The sequence below is a fragment of the Sphingomonas quercus genome, assembly GCF_018863195.1.
Taxonomy (GTDB): domain Bacteria; phylum Pseudomonadota; class Alphaproteobacteria; order Sphingomonadales; family Sphingomonadaceae; genus Solisphingomonas; species Solisphingomonas quercus.
In genome coordinates this window covers 19,236-33,087 of the sequence record NZ_JAHKRT010000002.1, presented here as the reverse complement: position 1 = coordinate 33,087, position 13,852 = coordinate 19,236, and the positions used below count along the sequence as shown (strand labels likewise).

Below are 13,852 nucleotides of genomic sequence, written 5' to 3'. Positions count from 1 at the left end.
TGCGGCTATTTCGCCTTGGTATAGGGGATGAAATCGCCGAGCGCGCAGGAGCCGTAGCTCATGCCGCTGACCTGATCGCGAATGGTGACGATATCGCCGCGGCAGGCGCTGCCGGTGGTCGAGCGGCTGATCAGCGCATAGCCGCGCCCGGCGCCGATGCAGCCGCCGGGCGGGTCGTTGCGCCAGATGGTGCGGCCGATATTGCTGTAGATCAGCGTGTTGGTGCCGATCTGGCGGACATTCATGTTGATCGAGTTGGGGATGCACGACTGCGGCTTGCCCGCGGTGCGGCCCTCCAGCGCCTTGGCGAGTTCCGCCTCGTCCTTGGCGCTGGGCGTCGGCGCCTTCAGCGGCGCGGCGCAGGCCGAGCCGGCGATCAGCAACAGGACAGTCGGGACGATCAACGCGCGCATGGCAAATCCTCCGTCATCTGAAACACTTGTCAGACGGAATCGATCCGCCTCAGCCTTGGAACAAATCCTTGGCGGCGCGGCGCGCGGCGAGCTCCGCCGCATCGCGGGCGCGCATGAACGGGTTGGTGGCGCGTTCGGCGGCGATGGTCGTCGGCACCGTCGCCTCGCCGGCCCGACGGAGCGCCGCGACCTCGGCGAGCCGGGCGGCGATGGCCGCGTTGTCCGGCTCGGCGACGGCGGCATAGCGGCCGTTCGATTCGGTATATTCGTGGGCGCAATAGACCCGCGTCTCGGGCGGCAGCGCGGCGAGGCGGGTCATGTTGGCGAACATCTCCGCCGCCGTGCCCTCGAACAGTCGGCCGCAGCCCATCGCGAACAGCGTGTCGCCGACGAAGATCACTGCGTCCTGCGCGAGATGATAGGCGATGTGGCCGGCGGTATGAGCCGGCACCGCCAGCACCTGGGCGACATGGTCTCCGAGGCGGACGCTGTCTCCCTCGCCGACCAGCCGGTCGAGCGTCGGGATGCGCGCGGCTTCGGTGGCCGGGCCGGTGATCAGGCAGCCGGTGGCGGCCTTGATCGCGGCGTTGCCGCCGGTGTGGTCGGAGTGCCAGTGCGTGTTCCACACCTGCCCGATCGACCAGCCTCGCGCGGCGGCGGCGGCGAGCACCGGCTGCGCCTCGGCCGGATCGACGACCACGGTCTCGCCGCTCGCCGGATCATGCACCAGCCACACATAATTGTCGCTGAGCGCGGGTATGCGGACGATGTCGAGCGCGCTCACCGCGCATCGCCGAGCAGGGCCAGCGCGCCGTCGGCGAGCCGGCGGGTCAGCGCCTCGGCGGGCAGCGCCTGGCCGAGCCGCGCCGCCTCGCCCGACCACCACGGGCTGAACCGGCCGTCTCCGGCCGCCTCGGCCGCCTTGCGCAGCTCGGCCAGGGCCGCGGCAGCGTGCGGGAAGGCCGGAGCGAGCGGGCTGACCGCGCCGAAATTGTCGAACAGCGGGCTCGGCAGGCGGCGCGCGATGCCGCCGGTGAAGAGGTTGGTGACCCGGCTATGCTCCGCTGCCTCGCCGGCCAGCAGGTCGCGATGGCCCTGCGCGATGAGGCTTTCCGGGCAGAACAGATAGGCGGTGCCGAGCTGGACGAGGGCCGCGCCCAGCACCAGCGCCGCGGCGACCCCGCGCTCGTCCCCGATGCCGCCGGCCGCGATCACCGGCAGGCCGGTGGCGTCGGCGACCTGCGGGACAAGGGCGATCGTGCCCATATGCTCGGCCGGATCGGCGCCGAGGAAGCGACCGGCATGGCCGCCCGCCTCATGCCCCTGGGCGATGATCGCATCGACGCCGCGCGCCGCCAGCCAGCGCGCCTCGGCCGGGGTGGTGGCGTTGCCGACGATCAGCGCGCCCGTCGCCTTGACACGGGCGAGCAGCGTGTCGTCCGGCAGGCCGAAATGGAAGCTGACGACCTCGGGGAAGACCTGCTCCACCGCCTCGGCCTGACGCGGGCCGAACGGCGCGCGGGCGGGGGGCGGCACCGCCGGGTAGCCGACTCCATAGGCGGCATAGAAGGGGGCCAGCGCATCCCGCCACGCCGCGTCCTCGGCCGGCTCCAGCTGATGGCAGAAGAAGTTGAGATTCACCGCCGCGCCGGTTGCGGCGCGGAAGGTGGAGATCTGCTGGATGATCGCCTCCGGCGCGATGAGGGCCGCGGGCAGCGAGGCAAGCGCCCCGCCCGTGGCCGCGCCAATGGCAAGATCGACGCCGCCCGCGCCGGCCATCGGCGCCTGCACGATCGGCGTGGACAGGCCGAGCCGCTCGGCGAGCCTGCGATCGCGCCAGCCGCTCATCGCGGCCCGGTCACCAGCTGCCGGTGTTGGGCATCGACGCCCACGGTTCGGCCGGCTCGAGATGCCCGTCCTGCAACAGCTCGACCGAAATCCCGTCCGGCGAGCGGACGAAGGCCATATGGCCATCGCGCGGCGGACGGTTGATCGGGATGCCGGCGTCCATCAGCCGCTGGCAGGTGGCGTAAATATCGTCCACCCGGTAGGCGAGATGGCCGAAATTGCGGCCACCGGTATAGCCGGACTCGTCCCAATTATGGGTCAGCTCCACCTCGGCCTGCTCGTCGCCGGGAGCGGCGAGGAAGATCAGCGTGTAGCGGCCCTTCTCATTCTCCATGCGGCGCGTCTCCCTCAGCCCGAGCAGCGCGAAGAAGCGGATGGTAGCGTCCGGATCGGACACGCGGATCATGGTGTGGAGATATCGCATGTCCGATAGTCTAGGCCGGACGCGGCCGCCGTTCAACGCGCCGGATTGGCCTCCAGCGCAGCGGCGGCGCGTTCGGCCGCGGGATCGCCTTTGCTGGCGGCGGCGCGGGCCCAGGCGGCGCGCGCGGCGTCCGGCTTGCCGCTGGCCATGGCGATATTGCCGTCCTCATAGGCGATCGCGGCATTGCCGGGGGCCAGCCGGTCCGCCTCGAGGATATCCTTGGCGGCACGCTCATACTGGCCCTGGCGGCGGGCGAGGGTAGCGGAGAGCAACCAGGCCATCGGATCGGCGGCGACGAGCTTCAGCGCCGCGTCGATGTCGGCGCGGGCCGCGGCGGGATCATTGGCGGCGACGGCGGCGCGGGCGCGGTCCAGATAGGCCTCCCCCGCCTGCGCCGGGATCAGCATGTCGAGCGCCAGCGCCCGGCTCAGCGCGGTGCGCGCGACGGTGGCGTCGCCGCCGGCGAGGCTGGCATTGCCGGCCAGCACCCACAGGATGGCGGCGCGCCCGTCATGCTGGATCTCGGCATCCTTGGCGGCCTGGGTGAAGGCAGCGGCGGCCGGGCCGTAGCGCTCCAGGCCGACATAGGCGAGGCCAAGGCATTGCCGTGCCGGGATGCCGCCATTTGCCAGCCGCCAGGCGTCGGCCTGCTTCTCGGCGGCGGCCGGGTCCGTCCCGGCGAGCTTCGCACAGGCCTCGAAACGGGCGGCGTTGTCGGACGGCGGCACGGCGGCCGGCGCCGGCTGGGCGGCGAGCATGGCGGCGAGGATCAGGGTGGTCACGGCGTCTCCGGCAGCGCCTCGATCGTCGCGATCAGCAGGGCGATGTCCTGCGGGCGCGAGAGGCGGTGATCGCCATGCTTTACCAGCACGGTCTGCACGTCCGCTGAACGAAGCGCCCCGGCGAGGTCGAGGGCGAGGCGCCACGGTACCTCCGGATCATTCTGACCCTGCAACAGGCGCACCGGGCAATCGATAGGGATGCCGCTCCCCATCAGGCGCTGACGCTGGCCGCTCTCCCAGAAGGCGCGGGTGGTGAGGGTCGGCTCGTCGGTATAGAGGGAGGGCTGGAGCAGCCGGCCTTCGGCGGCGATCGTCGCCTTCTCGGCATCGCCATAGCCCCAGTCGGTGAAGTCCGGCGCGGCGGCGATGCCGACCACCGCCGTCACCTGTCCGGCCAAGGCCTTGGCGACGAGGAGCGCGATCCAGCCGCCCATCGACGAGCCGACCAGCACCAGCGGACCCGGCGCCAGCGCCTCGATCACCGCCAGCGCATCGTCGCGCCAGCTCTCCAGCGTGCCGTCCGCGAACCGACCCTCGCTGGCGCCGCAGCCGGCATAATCGAAGCGAACCATCGCCCGACCGCTGCGCGCCGCCCATTCGTCGAGCGCCAGCGCCTTCGACCCCTCCATGTCCGAGCCATAGCCGGGCAGGAAGACGATCGCCGGGCCGCGCCCGGTCCGACGGCGGCAGGCCAGCCGCAGGCCGGCGCGGGTGACGGAAACCCCCTCAGCCATGATGATCGCGATGCGACGATGGCGCGGGCAGCGGCGCTATCTCCATCGGCTCGGGCTCGTCCAGCTTGCCCTCCCATTTGGCGACGGCGGCGGCGGCGATGGCGTTGCCGACGACGTTGGTGCCCGATCGGCCCATGTCGAGGAACTGGTCGACGGCGAGGATCAGCAGCAGTCCCGCCTCGGGAATGCCGAAATGGCCCATCACCGCGGCGATCACCACAAGGCTGGCGCGCGGCACGCCGGCGATCCCCTTGGAGGTGATCATCAGCATCAGCACCATCAGGATCTGCTGCCCGGCGGAGATTTCGATGCCATAGGCCTGCGCGATGAACAGGGTCGCGAAGGTCATGTAGATCATCGAGCCGTCGAGGTTGAACGAGTAGCCGAGCGGCAGCACGAAGCTGGCGATGCGCCGCGGCACGCCGAACCGGTCGAGCGCCTCGAGCAGCCGGGGGTAGGCTGCTTCCGAAGAGGCGGTGGAGAAAGCGAGCAGGATCGGATCGCGAATATAGCGGGCAAGCATCCCTGCCCGCCGGCCGAGCACCGCCCAGGCAGCCGCGAACAGCACTGCCCACAGCAGGAACAGGGCGAGGTAGAAGCTGCCGATGAAGCGCGCATAGGTGGCGAGGATGCCGAGGCCGTTGACGGCGACGGCATGGGCGACGGCGGCGAACACCGCCACCGGCGCGACGCGCATCACATAATCCGTCATCTGCAGCATCACGCCGACCAGCGATTCGGTAGCAGCCACGATCGGCGCCGCCTTCTCCCCGATCGCGGTGAGCGCCACGCCGAAGAACACCGAGAACACGACGATCGGCAGGATGTCGTTCTTGGCCATCGCCTCGGCGATCGAGGCGGGGACGAGATGGACGAAGAAATCATGCAGGTTGAAAGCCGAGGAATCGAGCCCGGCGCTCGCCGCCGCCGGCGGCAGCGGCAGGCCGAGCCCGGCGCCTGGCTGGAGCAGATTGACCAGCACCAGGCCGAGCGTCAGCGAGACGAGGCTGGCCGAGAGGAACCAGAAAATGGTGCGCGCGCCGATTCGCCCGAGCGCCGCCGTGTCGCCCATATGCGCGATGCCGACGACCAGCGTCGACAGCACCAGCGGCGCGATGATCATCTTGATCAGGCGCAGGAACAGGTCCGTCGCGATGGTCAGATAATCGGCCACCGTCTTGAGCTCGGCCGGATCGGTGAGCGCCTGGTTCAGGGCGAAGCCGACGACGATGCCGAGCACCATGCCGATCAGGATGTAGAGGGTGAGGCGCCTGGCCAAGTGCGTGCTCCGGGAAAAGGTCGTCGGATGTGGACGGGATTAGCGGCGCCGGGTCAAGGCGCGAGGCGTCCATGAGCATAGACGCGATCCGTGCCGTTTACCGCATCGGCAGTGAATCGCATGGGCGCGCTTGCCGTGGGGCGTGGCCCCGCATAAATCCGCGCACGTCATGACCCAGATGTTCAAGATCAGCCTTCCCGATGGTTCCGTGCGCGAGGTGGCGCCGGGCACGACGCCGGCGGACGTCGCCGCCGCAATCGGCCCGGGCCTCGCCAAGGCGGCGCTGGCGGCGCGCGTCGACGGCGAGCTGCGCGATATCAACCGCCCGTTCGAAGGCGATGCGACGCTGGCGCTCGTCACCGCCAGGGACGAGGCCGACGCCCTGGAGCTGGCGCGCCACGACTTCGCGCACGTGCTGGCCGAGGCGGTGCAGAACCTCTTTCCCGGTACCCAGATCACCTTCGGTCCGGCCACCGAGGATGGCTTCTATTATGATTTCGCGGCCAGGGACCGGCCCTTCACCGACGAGGACCTGCCGGCAATCGAGGAGGAGATGCGCCGCATCATCGCCCGCGACGAGCCATTGATCCGCGAAGTGTGGAGCCGCGCCGACCTCATCGCGCGCTGGCAGGCGCAGGGCGAGACCTTCAAGGCGGAATGGGCCGCCGAGCTGCCCGAGGGCGAGACGCTGACCGTCTATCGCGCCGGCAACGGCGAGGGCGCATGGCTCGACATGTGCCGCGGGCCTCATCTCGCCTCGACCGGCAAGCTCGATCCGCAGGCGTTCAAGCTCACCCGCGTGTCCGGCGCCTATTGGCGCGGCGACCAGAAGAACGCGATGCTGAGCCGCATCTACGGCACCGGCTGGCTCAACAAGAAGCAGCTCGACGCCCACCTCGTGCGACTGGAGGAGGCGGCAAAGCGCGATCACCGCAAGATCGGCCAGGAGATGGACCTGTTCCACCTCCAGTCCGAGGCGCAGGGCAGCGTCTTTTGGCACCCCAAGGGCTTCGTGCTGTGGCGCCAGCTGGAGGCCTATATGCGCCGCCGGCTGGACGCCGCCGGCTATCAGGAGGTCAGGACGCCGCAGCTGATGGACGCGCGCCAATGGGAGCAGTCCGGCCACTGGGGCAAATATCGCGAGAACATGTTCGTCGTGCCGGACGAGATTCCGTCTACCGAGGATGACGGGCCGATCGTCTCCGCCGCGGCCGACCTGATGGCGCTCAAGCCGATGAACTGCCCGGCGCACGTCCTCATCTTCCGTCAGGGCATCAAGAGCTACCGCGACCTGCCCATGAAGCTCGCCGAGTTCGGCTGCTGCCACCGCAACGAGCCGCACGGCGCGCTGCACGGCATCATGCGCGTCCGCCAGTTCACCCAGGACGACGCCCATATCTTCGTCCGCGAGGACCAGCTCGTCGGCGAGGTGACGGCGTTCTGCGAGCTGCTCGACAGCGTCTATCGCGATCTCGGCTTTGCCGATTACGCGGTGAAGCTGGCGCTTCGCCCCGACAATCGCTTCGGCTCTGATGAGATGTGGGACAAGGCCGAAGAGGAACTGCGCCAGGCCGTGCTCCAGTCCGGCCTCGCCCAGTCGATCAAGGACCAGTTCGAGGAATTGCCGGGCGAGGGCGCCTTCTATGCGCCGAAGCTCGAATTCCACCTGACCGACGCGATCGGCCGCACCTGGCAGGTCGGCACCATCCAGTCGGATCGCGTGCTGCCCGAGCGGCTCGATGCCTCCTATGTCGGCGAGGACGGCGCGCGCCACCGGCCGATCATGCTCCACCGCGCCATTCTCGGCACGTTCGAGCGCTTCATCGGTATCCTGATCGAGCATCATGCCGGCCGCTTCCCGCTATGGCTCGCACCGGTGCAGGCGGTGGTGGCGACAATCGTGTCGGACGCCGACGAAGCGGCCAGGGCGGCGGTGGCGAAGCTGGAGGCGGCGGGCCTGCGCGTCGAGGCGGACCTGCGCAACGAGAAGATCAACTACAAGGTACGCGAGCACAGCCTTGCCAAGGTTCCCTACATCCTGGTGCTCGGCAAGCGCGAGGCGGAGGAAGGCACCGTCGCCGTCCGCCGCTTGGGCGAACAGGCGCAGCAGGTGATGCCGCTCGACGACCTCATCGCCCGGCTGGCGCAGGAGGCGAAGGCGCCGGATCTGCGGGGGTAGGGCCTGACAGGCTCGGCACGTGCACATGCAGGCGGCGTCCCGGCGCTGTAACGCCGCGACGCCGCGCTCGGCCCGCGTGGCGCGCCAGCAGGCCGACGACCGCGACCATCAAGGGACGCGGTGTCATGGAAAGGCGCGCTTCTACCGCGCCGGCAGCTCGCCGATGATCTCCGCCAGCGCCGCCAGGCAATCTCGCGCGAGCAGCATCGAGCGCTCCGGCGACCAGCCATGCACGGGGTCGGGGAGGTCGTCATTGTCCTTGAACGGCATTTCCAGCGTCATCGACACCGCGCCGAATCGCTCGGCGAGCTGGTTGGTCGACATGGCGAGGTTGGCGGTGCCGGGCCTGGCCTTGGCATAGCCGGCGCGGGTCTGGAAATCCGGCGAGCGTCGGGCGAGCGCCGTTTCGAAGGCGGTGAACAGCCCGCCCTGTTTCTCGGTCAGGGAGGGCACGCCCTCGAAGCCGGCGAGGAAGACATGCGGGATGGCCTCGTCGCCATGGACGTCCATCGCGAAATGGACCCCGGTCTCGTCCATGCGGTTGCGCACGCACAGCACCTCGGGGCTCTTCTCCGCCGATGGGCCGTTCCACTCGCGGTTGAGATTGACGCCGGCGGCGTTGGTGCGCAGGTGGCCGCGGCGCGAGCCGTCGGGGTTCATGTTCGGCACGATGTGGAAGGTCGCTTGCCTGCGCAGCAGCCGCGCCACCGGGTCGTGCGGATCGGTGAGCGTCTCGAGCGCGCCTTCCATCCACCATTCGGCCATGCTCTCGCCGGGATGCTGGCGGGCATAGAGCCAGACCTGCACCGGCCCCTCGCCCATGCGCAGATAATCCATCTCCTGGCCGTCCAGCGTCTGGCCAAGCGAAGCGAGCGTCACCCCGGGCATGGCGGCGGTGGCGGCGACGAGATCGTGATGCCGCTCCATCGAATAGGGCGCGAAATAGGCGAACCACACGCTGTCGCCCTCGGCGGCATGGCGCCAGCTCAGCGCGCCGTCGGCATAGCTGGTATCGGCGACCCGGCCCCATTGCTCGCGATCCTCAGACCAGCAGACGCGATAGCCCGGCCAGCCATCCGGATAGGCCGACCCGGCGGCGTTGCGGATGGTGTAGCGGATCGCCCGTCCCCGTCCCCCGATCACACGGAAGTGGAACCACTGATAGAAGTCCGAGTCATTGTCGCGGACGATTTCGAGCGACACATCGTCGCCGGAAATGTCGAGGACGCGGATATTGCCGCTGTCGAAGGCGGTGGAGATGCGGATCATGTCGGTCATTTGACGGTGATAGTGCGCCCTGATTCCCCGGGGAACCCCTGGAAGAGCACTGCGGCGAGATGGCGCACGGCGGCATCGGGATCGGCCGCCGGCGTGCCGGCCCGCGCCTCGCCCTGTGCGCGGCCTTCCCAGATGACGGTGCCGTCCGAGCGTCGCTTGATCTGCACCGACAGCATGGTCAGCGTGACGTCGTTGGATCGGGCCTTGCCGACCGGGAAGCTGACGCTGCCGCCAAGGCCGACGCCGCCACCACGATAGCCGCCCGTACCGCCGCCCAGCCCCAGCGACACGCCGCTGCGCTGGCGCGGCAAGGCGCTCTCGCGGGTGCCGCGCGCCACGTCGAGCACGGCGACCTGCTCGGCCTTGGTGAGATCCTCGCTCTGGCGGAAGCCGAGGCGGGTCAGCTCACCGGCGACGATCGACGCATAGACGTTGAACTCCGGCCCTGCCTGCAGCCCGCCGGGGCGGGTCTCGATCGAGATGTCGCCCGGCGCGATCGGCTGACCGAGATGGAAACGGGTGACCTGGGTGGGGCCGAGGCTGCCGCCCCCGCCGCCGGTGGTGGCGCAGGCGGAAAGCGCCAGGGCGGCGAGGAGGATGGCAGGCTTGGGACGAAAGACGGACGCGGTCATCGCTACATGGCTCCCGGCAAACATGAATCGAGTCGATCGATTCAGGGGCGAAACGCTGTGTAGGAGGATTTTGCTGCAAGGGCGCGGGAAACTTGACTCTGTCGGCCTGCCCGCATAAGCGCGGCGCTCCGATTTTCCGAAGACCTAGAACAAGGCACGAGGCGGCCCAGGCCCATGAAGATTCGCAATTCGCTCAAGTCCCTCAAGGGCCGTCACCGCGACAACCGCGTGATCCGTCGTCGCGGCCGCACCTACGTCATCAACAAGACCAACCGCCGCTTCAAGGCCCGCCAGGGCTGAAGCCGGCCCGGGCCCGCGGGTCCGGCGTCCGAACACGAATAGGGGGCGGCGCCCGGTTGGCGCCGCCCCCTTTCGCGTGGCCCGGCCCGCTCAGCCCTGATAGTTCTTCAGCTCGTTGCCGGTGAGGCGGACGACGTGAAGGACGTTGGTCGCACCCGGGGTGCCGAAGGGCACGCCCGCGGTGATGATGATCGGATCGCCGCCCTTGGCGATGCCGGTCCGCAGCGCCATGCGCCGCGCCTTGGCGACCATCTCTTCGAAATTGCCGACATCGCGGGTGTGGACGGCATGGACGCCCCATAGCAGGCCCAGCCGCCGCGCCGTCTCCAGCTTGGGCGTCAGCACCAGCGACGGCACCGAGGTGCGCTCGCGGGCGATGCGCCGCGCCGTCGAGCCGGAGGTGGTGAAGCAGACGATGGCAGCCGCGGAGACCGTGCCGGCGATACCGTTGGCGGCCTCGGCGAGCGCGTCGGCGGTGGTCGGATCGGGGCGGGTCTCGGTGAAATGGACGCGGGCAAGATGGCCGGGGTCCGATTCGACGGCGACGGCGATGCGGTCCATCATCGCCACCGATTCCTCCGGCCAGGCGCCGGCGGCGCTTTCCGCCGACAGCATGATCGCATCCGCGCCATCATAGATGGCGGTGGCGACGTCGGAGACTTCGGCGCGGGTCGGCGTCGGCGCGACGATCATCGATTCGAGCATCTGCGTCGCGACCACCACCGGCCGGCCCTGCCGGCGCGCCGATTCGACGATCCGCTTCTGCATCGGCGGCACCGTCTCCGGCGGCAGCTCGACGCCGAGATCGCCGCGCGCCACCATCACCGCGTCGGACAGCTCGACGATCTCGTCCAGCCGGTCGAGCGCGGCCGGTTTCTCGATCTTGGCGAGCAAGGACGCCTTGCCGCCGATCAGCCGTCGCGCCTCGGCGACATCGTCCGGCCGCTGCACGAAGCTCAGCGCCACCCAGTCGCAGCCCTGCTCGAGCGCGAAGGCGAGGTCGCGGCGATCCTTGTCGGTGAGCGCCGCCATCGGCACCACCACGTCCGGCACGTTGACGCCCTTGTGATTGGACAGCCGCCCGCCGACCTCGACGCGGGTGGCGACATGATCCTGCCCCGCCTCGGTAACGCGCAGCACCAGCTTGCCGTCGTCGAGCAGCAGCCGCGCGTCGGGGCGCAGCGCGCGGATGATCTCGGGGTGCGGCAGGAACACGCGGCTGGTGTCGCCGGGCGTCGAATCGCGATCGAGGGTGAAGGTGGCGCCGGTTTCCAGCATCACGGCCCCCTCGGCGAAGGTGCCGACGCGCAGCTTCGGCCCCTGCAGGTCGGCGAGGATGGTGGTCGGCCGGCCGAGCTCCTTCTCCAGCCCGCGGATCGCCGCGATCACCTTCTGGTGCCCGTCATGATCGCCATGGCTCATGTTGACGCGGAAGGCGTCCGCGCCGGCAAGATAGAGCTTGCGGATCATTTCGGGGGAGGCGCTGGCCGGCCCGAGGGTAGCGAGGACGCGGACCTTGCGGCGGCGGGGGGCGATGGGATTGGCCACCGGGGGGAGCTCCTTCTGCGACGCGAGTGAGGGGGGATAGACTCCTATGGCTCCAGTTCAACCACCGAATGGCAAAGAGCCCTGGTTAAAACGCCCCCGTTTCCATTCCGCGCGCCCACAGGCTAGACGCGGGCGACCCATGACGAATCAGGAGACAGGCATGAGTGACGGCCAGACCGTCGCGGCGGACCAGCTTCGCCTCTTCATCGAGCGTATCGAGCGGCTCGAGGAAGAGAAGAAGGGCATGTCCGACGATATCAAGGACGTGTATCTCGAGGCGAAGAGCCAGGGTTTCGACGCGAAGACGATGCGCAAGATCGTGTCGCTGCGAAAGAAGGAGAAGCATGTCCGCGACGAAGAGGACGCGCTGCTCGAAACCTATCGCAACGCGCTGGGCCTGGTGTGAGCGTCAAGCGGGCGGAGGACCGGGCGATCCCGCCCTTCGCCCACCAGCCGATGCCGCTGCCCGATGGCGCGCCGCGCAAGGCCGAGGGGCAGCAACGACAGCAACAACAGCAATAGCGTCGCGCTGGACTGGGCGGGGCCGCCTCGCCTAGAGGCTTTGCGACGATCTTCCTGAAGAAAGAGACCGGGCCATGGCCGGCCATAGCAAATTCAAGAACATCATGCACCGCAAGGGCGCGCAGGACAAAAAGCGCTCGGCGCTCTTCTCCAAGCTGTCCCGAGAGATCACGGTCGCAGCCAAGATGGGCCTGCCCGATCCGGCGATGAACGCCCGCCTGCGCGCGGCGATCATCGCGGCGCGCGCCGGTGGCATGCCGAAGGACAATATCGAGCGGTCGATCAAGAAGGCCGAAGGCGGCGACAGCGAGACCTATGAGGAGGTGCGCTACGAGGGCTTCGGCCCGGGCGGCGTGTCGCTGATCATCGAGACGCTCACCGACAATCGCAACCGCACCGCCACCAACGTCCGCACCGCCGTTTCCAAGAATGGCGGCAATCTCGGCGCCGGCGGCTCGGTCAGCCATGCCTTCGATCGCATGGGCCTGATCAATTATCCGGCCTCGGCGGGGGATGCGGAGAAGGTGTTCGAGGCGGCGCTGGAGGCGGGGGCCGAGGACGTCTCCTCTTCCGAGGACGGCCATGAGATCTGGACGGCGGTAGACTCGCTCCACGAAGTCGCCAAGGCGCTGGAAAAGGCACTCGGGGAGCCGGAAGGCGTGAAGCTCGCCTGGCGCCCGCAGACGATGGTGACGGTGGACAGCGAGGGCGACGCCGCCACGCTGATGAAGCTGATCGACGCCCTCGACGATGATGACGACGTCCAGCAGGTGTGGGGCAATTACGACGTGCCGGACGCGGTGATGGAGAAGCTCGGCTGATTATCCTCGGCCTCGATCCTGGCCTCGCCTGCACGGGCTGGGGGGTGATCGCCCGGGCCGGCAACCGGCTGTCCCATATCGCCAACGGGCAGGTGCGCACTGATGCGAAGGCGGCGCTGTCCGACCGTCTGGTCACCCTGTTCGATGCGCTGACCGACATCATGCTCCGCCACCAGCCCGACGCGGTGGCGGCGGAGGAGGTGTTCGCCAACACCAATCCCCAATCGACGCTGAAGCTCGGCCAGGCGCGCGGCGTGGTGCTGCTCGCGGCGGCGCGCAGCGGCGTGACGGTGGGCGAATATGCGCCCCGACTGGTCAAGAAGGCGCTGGTCGGCACCGGCAGCGCCGAGAAGGGGCAGGTCGAGGCGATGGTCGCCCGCTTGCTGCCGGGCGCGGCGATCGCCGGGGCCGACGCCGCCGATGCCCTCGCCGTCGCGATCACCCATGCCCATCATCTCGGGCTGGCCCACGCCATCCGGCGGAGCGTGGCATGATCGCGCGGCTTTCCGGCAGGCTGGCCGAAGTCGGCGCGGACCATCTCGTCATCGACGTGAACGGCGTCGGCTATCTGGCGCAGGCGTCGGGACGCACGCTCGCCGCGATCGGTGCGGTCGGCGGAGAGGTGACCCTGCTTACCGAAATGCAGGTGCGCGAAGACGCCATCACCCTCTTCGCCTTCGGCTCGGCGGCGGAGCGGGACTGGTTCCGGCTGCTCGGCTCGGTACAGGGGGTGGGCGGCCGCGTGGCGCTGGCCATCCTGTCCGTGCTCGATCCCGGCGAGCTGGTGCGCGCGGTGGCGAGCGGCGACAAGGCGATGGTGGCACGCGCCAACGGTGTCGGCCCGAAGCTCGCCCTGCGCATCGTCACCGAGCTGAAGGACAAGGCGGGCGGCGTCGCGCTCGGGCCAGGCGGCGGCGGGGCAGCCGCGCCCCGCGCCGGCGCGGCGGCGGATGCGCTCTCGGCGCTCGCCAATCTCGGCTTCAAGCCGGGTGACGCCTCGGCGGCGGTGGCGGCGGCCGAAGAGGAGCTGGGCCCGGGCGCCGGCCTCGACGCGCTGGTCCGCCTCGCGCTGCGCAAGGCGGCGCGATAGGA

General features: G+C 69.6%; 16 protein-coding genes. 6 read left to right on the top strand and 10 right to left on the bottom strand.

All coding sequences use genetic code 11. From position 1 onward, the window contains the following. Positions 1-5: 5 nt before the first annotated feature. The 7 genes from KOF26_RS03315 to KOF26_RS03285 are packed head-to-tail and all read right to left on the bottom strand — an operon-like array spanning position 6 to position 5,480. Positions 6-413: a hypothetical protein gene (locus KOF26_RS03315; RefSeq protein ID WP_216320100.1), complete on the bottom strand. Its 408-nt coding sequence runs from the start codon at positions 411-413 to the stop codon at positions 6-8. Positions 414-462: 49 nt separating this feature from the next. Then, positions 463-1,197 carry a hydroxyacylglutathione hydrolase gene (gene gloB, locus KOF26_RS03310; protein WP_216320098.1) on the bottom strand — a complete coding sequence of 245 codons (735 nt, stop codon included), beginning with the start codon at positions 1,195-1,197 and terminating at the stop codon, positions 463-465. After that, a complete protein-coding gene (locus tag KOF26_RS03305) occupies positions 1,194-2,261 on the bottom strand; it encodes an NAD(P)H-dependent flavin oxidoreductase (RefSeq protein WP_216320086.1) in 1,068 nt (355 codons plus the stop codon). Before KOF26_RS03305 ends, gloB begins: the two co-directional genes overlap by 4 nt. 10 nt (positions 2,262-2,271) lie before the next feature. Further along, on the bottom strand, positions 2,272-2,685 hold the full coding sequence (locus tag KOF26_RS03300; RefSeq protein WP_216320082.1) for a VOC family protein: 414 nt from the start codon (positions 2,683-2,685) through the stop codon (positions 2,272-2,274). Positions 2,686-2,717: 32 nt separating this feature from the next. After that, positions 2,718-3,467 carry a tetratricopeptide repeat protein gene (locus KOF26_RS03295; RefSeq protein WP_216320079.1) on the bottom strand — a complete coding sequence of 250 codons (750 nt, stop codon included), beginning with the start codon at positions 3,465-3,467 and terminating at the stop codon, positions 2,718-2,720. Further along, the gene (locus tag KOF26_RS03290; RefSeq protein ID WP_216320076.1) at positions 3,464-4,201 is read right to left on the bottom strand and encodes an alpha/beta fold hydrolase; all 738 of its coding nucleotides are present in this window, start codon (positions 4,199-4,201) and stop codon (positions 3,464-3,466) included. The genes KOF26_RS03295 and KOF26_RS03290 overlap by 4 nt, the downstream gene beginning before the upstream one ends. After that, complete coding sequence (locus KOF26_RS03285) at positions 4,194-5,480, bottom strand: dicarboxylate/amino acid:cation symporter (protein WP_216320073.1); 1,287 nt, start codon at positions 5,478-5,480, stop codon at positions 4,194-4,196. The genes KOF26_RS03290 and KOF26_RS03285 overlap by 8 nt, the downstream gene beginning before the upstream one ends. 169 nt (positions 5,481-5,649) lie before the next feature. Between KOF26_RS03285 and thrS the strand changes: the two genes are divergently transcribed. Next, complete coding sequence (gene thrS / locus KOF26_RS03280) at positions 5,650-7,659, top strand: threonine--tRNA ligase (RefSeq protein WP_216320070.1); 2,010 nt, start codon at positions 5,650-5,652, stop codon at positions 7,657-7,659. 141 nt (positions 7,660-7,800) lie between these two features. Here the strand turns inward: thrS and KOF26_RS03275 are convergent, their stop codons facing one another. Both KOF26_RS03275 and KOF26_RS03270 read right to left on the bottom strand, forming a co-directional pair. Next, the gene (locus KOF26_RS03275; protein WP_216320067.1) at positions 7,801-8,937 is read right to left on the bottom strand and encodes a M14 family metallopeptidase; all 1,137 of its coding nucleotides are present in this window, start codon (positions 8,935-8,937) and stop codon (positions 7,801-7,803) included. After that, positions 8,934-9,569 carry a DUF4136 domain-containing protein gene (locus KOF26_RS03270; protein WP_216320064.1) on the bottom strand — a complete coding sequence of 212 codons (636 nt, stop codon included), beginning with the start codon at positions 9,567-9,569 and terminating at the stop codon, positions 8,934-8,936. The genes KOF26_RS03275 and KOF26_RS03270 overlap by 4 nt, the downstream gene beginning before the upstream one ends. 174 nt (positions 9,570-9,743) lie before the next feature. Here KOF26_RS03270 and ykgO point away from each other — a divergent pair, with 174 nt between their 5' ends. Further along, positions 9,744-9,869, top strand: a complete 126-nt coding sequence (gene ykgO, locus KOF26_RS03265; protein WP_004210176.1) for a type B 50S ribosomal protein L36 — start codon at positions 9,744-9,746, stop codon at positions 9,867-9,869. 90 nt (positions 9,870-9,959) lie between these two features. Here the strand turns inward: ykgO and pyk are convergent, their stop codons facing one another. Beyond that, positions 9,960-11,417, bottom strand: a complete 1,458-nt coding sequence (gene pyk / locus KOF26_RS03260) for a pyruvate kinase (RefSeq protein WP_216320060.1) — start codon at positions 11,415-11,417, stop codon at positions 9,960-9,962. 160 nt (positions 11,418-11,577) lie between these two features. Between pyk and KOF26_RS03255 the strand changes: the two genes are divergently transcribed. The 4 genes from KOF26_RS03255 to ruvA all read left to right on the top strand — a co-directional run bounded on the left by KOF26_RS03255 (position 11,578) and on the right by ruvA (position 13,850). Beyond that, positions 11,578-11,823: a DUF2312 domain-containing protein gene (locus tag KOF26_RS03255; RefSeq protein WP_216320058.1), complete on the top strand. Its 246-nt coding sequence runs from the start codon at positions 11,578-11,580 to the stop codon at positions 11,821-11,823. Between the two features lie 190 nt (positions 11,824-12,013). Beyond that, positions 12,014-12,760 (top strand): YebC/PmpR family DNA-binding transcriptional regulator, encoded by a 747-nt coding sequence (locus KOF26_RS03250; RefSeq protein ID WP_216320055.1) that lies wholly within the window; start codon positions 12,014-12,016, stop codon positions 12,758-12,760. Continuing rightward, entirely contained in the window at positions 12,757-13,254 is a 498-nt protein-coding gene (gene ruvC, locus KOF26_RS03245; protein WP_216321627.1) for a crossover junction endodeoxyribonuclease RuvC, read from the top strand. Before KOF26_RS03250 ends, ruvC begins: the two co-directional genes overlap by 4 nt. Then, positions 13,251-13,850, top strand: a complete 600-nt coding sequence (gene ruvA / locus KOF26_RS03240; protein WP_216320052.1) for a Holliday junction branch migration protein RuvA — start codon at positions 13,251-13,253, stop codon at positions 13,848-13,850. The genes ruvC and ruvA overlap by 4 nt, the downstream gene beginning before the upstream one ends. Positions 13,851-13,852 lie beyond the last annotated feature (2 nt).

Excerpts from the sequence above, each read along its gene's own strand:
- KOF26_RS03275 (WP_216320067.1), bottom strand. The coding sequence starts at position 8,937 with ATGACCGACATGATCCGCATCTCCACCGCCTTCGACAGCGGCAATATC.
- KOF26_RS03315 (WP_216320100.1), bottom strand. The coding sequence starts at position 413 with ATGCGCGCGTTGATCGTCCCGACTGTCCTGTTGCTGATCGCCGGCTCG.
- KOF26_RS03255 (WP_216320058.1), top strand. The coding sequence starts at position 11,578 with ATGAGTGACGGCCAGACCGTCGCGGCGGACCAGCTTCGCCTCTTCATC.
- ruvA (WP_216320052.1), top strand. The coding sequence starts at position 13,251 with ATGATCGCGCGGCTTTCCGGCAGGCTGGCCGAAGTCGGCGCGGACCAT.
- thrS (WP_216320070.1), top strand. The coding sequence starts at position 5,650 with ATGACCCAGATGTTCAAGATCAGCCTTCCCGATGGTTCCGTGCGCGAG.
- KOF26_RS03290 (WP_216320076.1), bottom strand. The coding sequence starts at position 4,201 with ATGGCTGAGGGGGTTTCCGTCACCCGCGCCGGCCTGCGGCTGGCCTGC.
- ykgO (WP_004210176.1), top strand. The coding sequence starts at position 9,744 with ATGAAGATTCGCAATTCGCTCAAGTCCCTCAAGGGCCGTCACCGCGAC.
- KOF26_RS03300 (WP_216320082.1), bottom strand. The coding sequence starts at position 2,685 with ATGCGATATCTCCACACCATGATCCGCGTGTCCGATCCGGACGCTACC.
- KOF26_RS03270 (WP_216320064.1), bottom strand. The coding sequence starts at position 9,569 with ATGACCGCGTCCGTCTTTCGTCCCAAGCCTGCCATCCTCCTCGCCGCC.
- KOF26_RS03305 (WP_216320086.1), bottom strand. The coding sequence starts at position 2,261 with ATGAGCGGCTGGCGCGATCGCAGGCTCGCCGAGCGGCTCGGCCTGTCC.
- KOF26_RS03250 (WP_216320055.1), top strand. The coding sequence starts at position 12,014 with ATGGCCGGCCATAGCAAATTCAAGAACATCATGCACCGCAAGGGCGCG.